Source organism: Microcoleus sp. BROC3, assembly GCF_036702515.1.
Lineage (GTDB): Bacteria > Cyanobacteriota > Cyanobacteriia > Cyanobacteriales > Microcoleaceae > Microcoleus.
In genome coordinates this window covers 1-3,159 of the sequence record NZ_JAUBTQ010000142.1, presented here as the reverse complement: position 1 = coordinate 3,159, position 3,159 = coordinate 1, and the positions used below count along the sequence as shown (strand labels likewise).

Annotated in this window: 2 protein-coding genes and 2 pseudogenes; all 4 read right to left on the bottom strand. The window is 38.9% G+C overall.

All coding sequences use genetic code 11. From position 1 onward, the window contains the following. Window positions 1–328: 328 nt before the first annotated feature. Window positions 329–1,272 (bottom strand): annotated as a pseudogene (locus QUB30_RS33185) (ISAs1 family transposase); the annotation flags it as partial. 54 nt (window positions 1,273–1,326) lie between these two features. After that, a complete protein-coding gene (locus QUB30_RS33180; RefSeq protein ID WP_333342521.1) occupies window positions 1,327–2,013 on the bottom strand; it encodes an IS66 family transposase in 687 nt (228 codons plus the stop codon). Between the two features lie 479 nt (window positions 2,014–2,492). Continuing rightward, window positions 2,493–2,834 (bottom strand): transposase, encoded by a 342-nt coding sequence (locus QUB30_RS33175; RefSeq protein ID WP_333342523.1) that lies wholly within the window; start codon window positions 2,832–2,834, stop codon window positions 2,493–2,495. 118 nt (window positions 2,835–2,952) lie between these two features. Beyond that, a pseudogene (locus QUB30_RS33170) lies at window positions 2,953–3,159 on the bottom strand (IS4 family transposase); the annotation flags it as partial.

Sequence of the window (3,159 nt, the reverse complement as noted above, 5' to 3'; positions counted from 1 at the left end):
GACATCGTAGACGGGCCTTTCCGGTGAGAATCAATCCAATGTCATATCAGCCTTTCGATCAGAATGAAATAGCCCTGGGTAATTGTATAATTAACCTGACTGCTCAGTAAATATTGGCAATAGTCTAGCTTGGTAAATCCCATACAACTTACCCCTTTTTTATGCCTCCACTATAAAATAATTTCTCTAAAAAATCTATTGACTCTACCTCTCTTAGAATTGAAATTTCTCATGTAAAACTCAAGATAGTTAATTTTATATTATCGCTCTATCCAATGGGTATTTCTAAACCCGGTACGCTATATCTAGTGGTCGTGCGTAAGTCCTGCCAATGTAAAGAATTTTCAATGCCCCAATGGCTGCGGACTGATTCACCCAGCTTTTGAGCATTATTTGGTAAACTACTAATGTAATAACGACTTTCAATAGTTGTTTTCCCCTTCACTATTCTCACGGATTCTATCAAGCCTATACTGTGAAGGTTCTTCCAATGATTGTCGGGGTCAATCAGCTCTTTGATGTCACTTAACATGGTTGTGATGTGGGAATTCTGAGCGACCGTGATAGTTCTCTTTCTTGGTCGAATAAGCTGTATGTGTAAATGCCGAAAATCCTTGTCTAATTGCTTGTTTAAACAACTCTTCGGCTCTGGCATATAGGGATGGCTGGTTCTTTTTTAAGGTGATTACATAATCTCCTCCCTGTTCGACAATTGACTTAACAATTGACTTCTGACAGCCTGCTGCATCAATCGTGACAATGCTTCCGTTTAATTCTAATACTTTGAGTAAAGCCGGAATAGCTGTGATTTTATTAGATTTTTTATCAACTTTAACTTGTCCTAAAACTAATCTTTGATGGGTCGCCCAAGCACTGACCATATGAATTGCTTTTTTATCTGCTCCCCCATCGTAAGAATGGCGAAGAGTTTTGCCATCAATTGCGCTCACCTCTCCGGCATTAAAGCAACTAATAGATTGAATCCAGCTCAAAAAACATTTCTGAAACTCAGGAGGGTTTGAGACGAGAAAATACTCGCGCAATTGTGTCATGTGAAGGTATGCCATTCGGTAACTCTAAAAATTTCTTTAACCATTCATATTTAGCTCGACCGTAACTTTCGATATCCACCCATGTATCAGCACCGCAAATCACGGCACAAATTGAGATGGTGATAATATCAATTAATTGATGATGTTTCGTCCGCTCAATTCTTGGATCTTCTAAGTCGCAAAAATGGTCAGCAATAGTAGTTTTAGGTTTGAGTTTTATAATAATAAACTCTAATTAAATGTTTTTGGGTATTCAATAATTATTCGTAACTGCCTAGCTAGTAGTATTTGACGGAAAGAAAACAGAGACATTACCAAGTAACGCATCAGTAACAACTTCCAGAAGATGAAGACCACGCTTAGATGCAGTCGAAAGAAAAGAACGAATATTGGCGAAGGAAACCGCAAAATCAAACGAGCGGAAGCCACCAGAAATTTTCTGCTTACACTTCATCATCCGTAAGTCACGTTCCGCTTGATTATTGGTAAACGGAACATCCGGTTCCGTCAGAAACCGTAAAACATCACCTCGGAAATTTTGAAGCCGCAACAACAAGTTATGACCAACTCGTCGTTTTACTCGACCTCGATGACCTTTGCGGTTTAAAGGTGATTGAGAAGAGTGAAAATCAAGCCCTCGGTTGAGAATTTGCTCATATAGTTGATTGATGCGAGCAATCATATTTTCAGGAATACCTTTGGGATAGCGATGTTTATAATTACAAGCTAAGAGCCAAAGCTTTTTCATTGACTTAGCCCAAGATTCTCGGTCAATTTCCTCTCTTGCTTTGAGTTCTCGCAAATGATGAGCGTTGCACAAAGCATGATTCACATCTTCGAGTTGATAATAAGGTTTCCAGTGGTCGTGGACTACTACACCTTTAATCTCCGCTAATACTTCTATCCCACATTCCGCAGATATTCGATCGGATTTAATTTCAAAGAAATTCAGAATTTTCAAAACCTCAAATGATTGCTATGCAATCATTTGAAGTTTTTTAAGGTATAATAATTTGTGCAATTAGAGCAACTCTAAAAACCATGAAAAAGCCATCTGAAGCTATAACTGGGGGGGGTGACAAAGAGGTCTACGAGATAGACTGTATAAGGGTTGCAGCCCGCATACCTTGTTGATAAAAGCGGCGTTGAGAAGGAGTTAACTTGCGTTTACTGTTCCACCTCCCAAGAATATTGTTCTAGATAATTAACCCACTTTTCTCCATCTAATCCCACACCAAATGTACTCCGTATGCGATATTTTTTCTTGGGTTCTGTGCGACGAGATACATATTCTTGTACCTGCTTTTTCTTCAGTCCATTACCTTGAAATATTGCTGAACTTTACGCAAGTGTCATGAGCAGAATTATGTTAATAAGTCGGTTCCCTTTGAGGCTTGTTCCTTCAAGATCGTAGCCTCCTGTTTTACAGTCTCGGAACATTTATTCAATGCCCATCCGCTGCTTATAAGCATTGAGCGCTGCTGGCAATGAGCCTAAGTCCGTGAGAATAAACCAGGCTTCTTTAACTTGATATTTACCATAGTTCCTTTTCCACTTACAAGCAAGCTCAAATCCGGTAGTAGGTAGAGTTTTTCTCACTTTTTTCCCTTGAACATACAAAGAAGTTCCGGGTACTATTCCTAATTCATCCAACCGTTGCCAAACTAAATGTTCTGTTTCGATACAAAGATTCTTTTTCAGTCTTAAGCAAAAAGACACACCCTTTTCCTTAAGCCAGTTTCCCAAATCAACAGAACAAAATTCACGGTCTCCTAAAACGATGACTTTATCTGATGAAAATAATGGTAAAACTTGCTCTAAATTGGTAGGAGAGTGACTCGAAGTTACTATTTCCTAATTTGGGCAACAGCGACCAGTATAATGGAATTGCTCTTCGCTCTCAGATCAGGCTAACCATAAAGAGATTAATGCACCCCCATTGACTGCGGTCGATTGCAATTGATAAACGAGTACCAATGCGGCAATAAGTGGTCAACCAATAAGTAATTAATGGGAACCAAATTAATGAGATAGTTAAGTTTGGTAAATCCAGAAATCTTTGTAGTTTTCTACGCCGACTTTCCGTTGTAATTGGGTAAGGAAATAC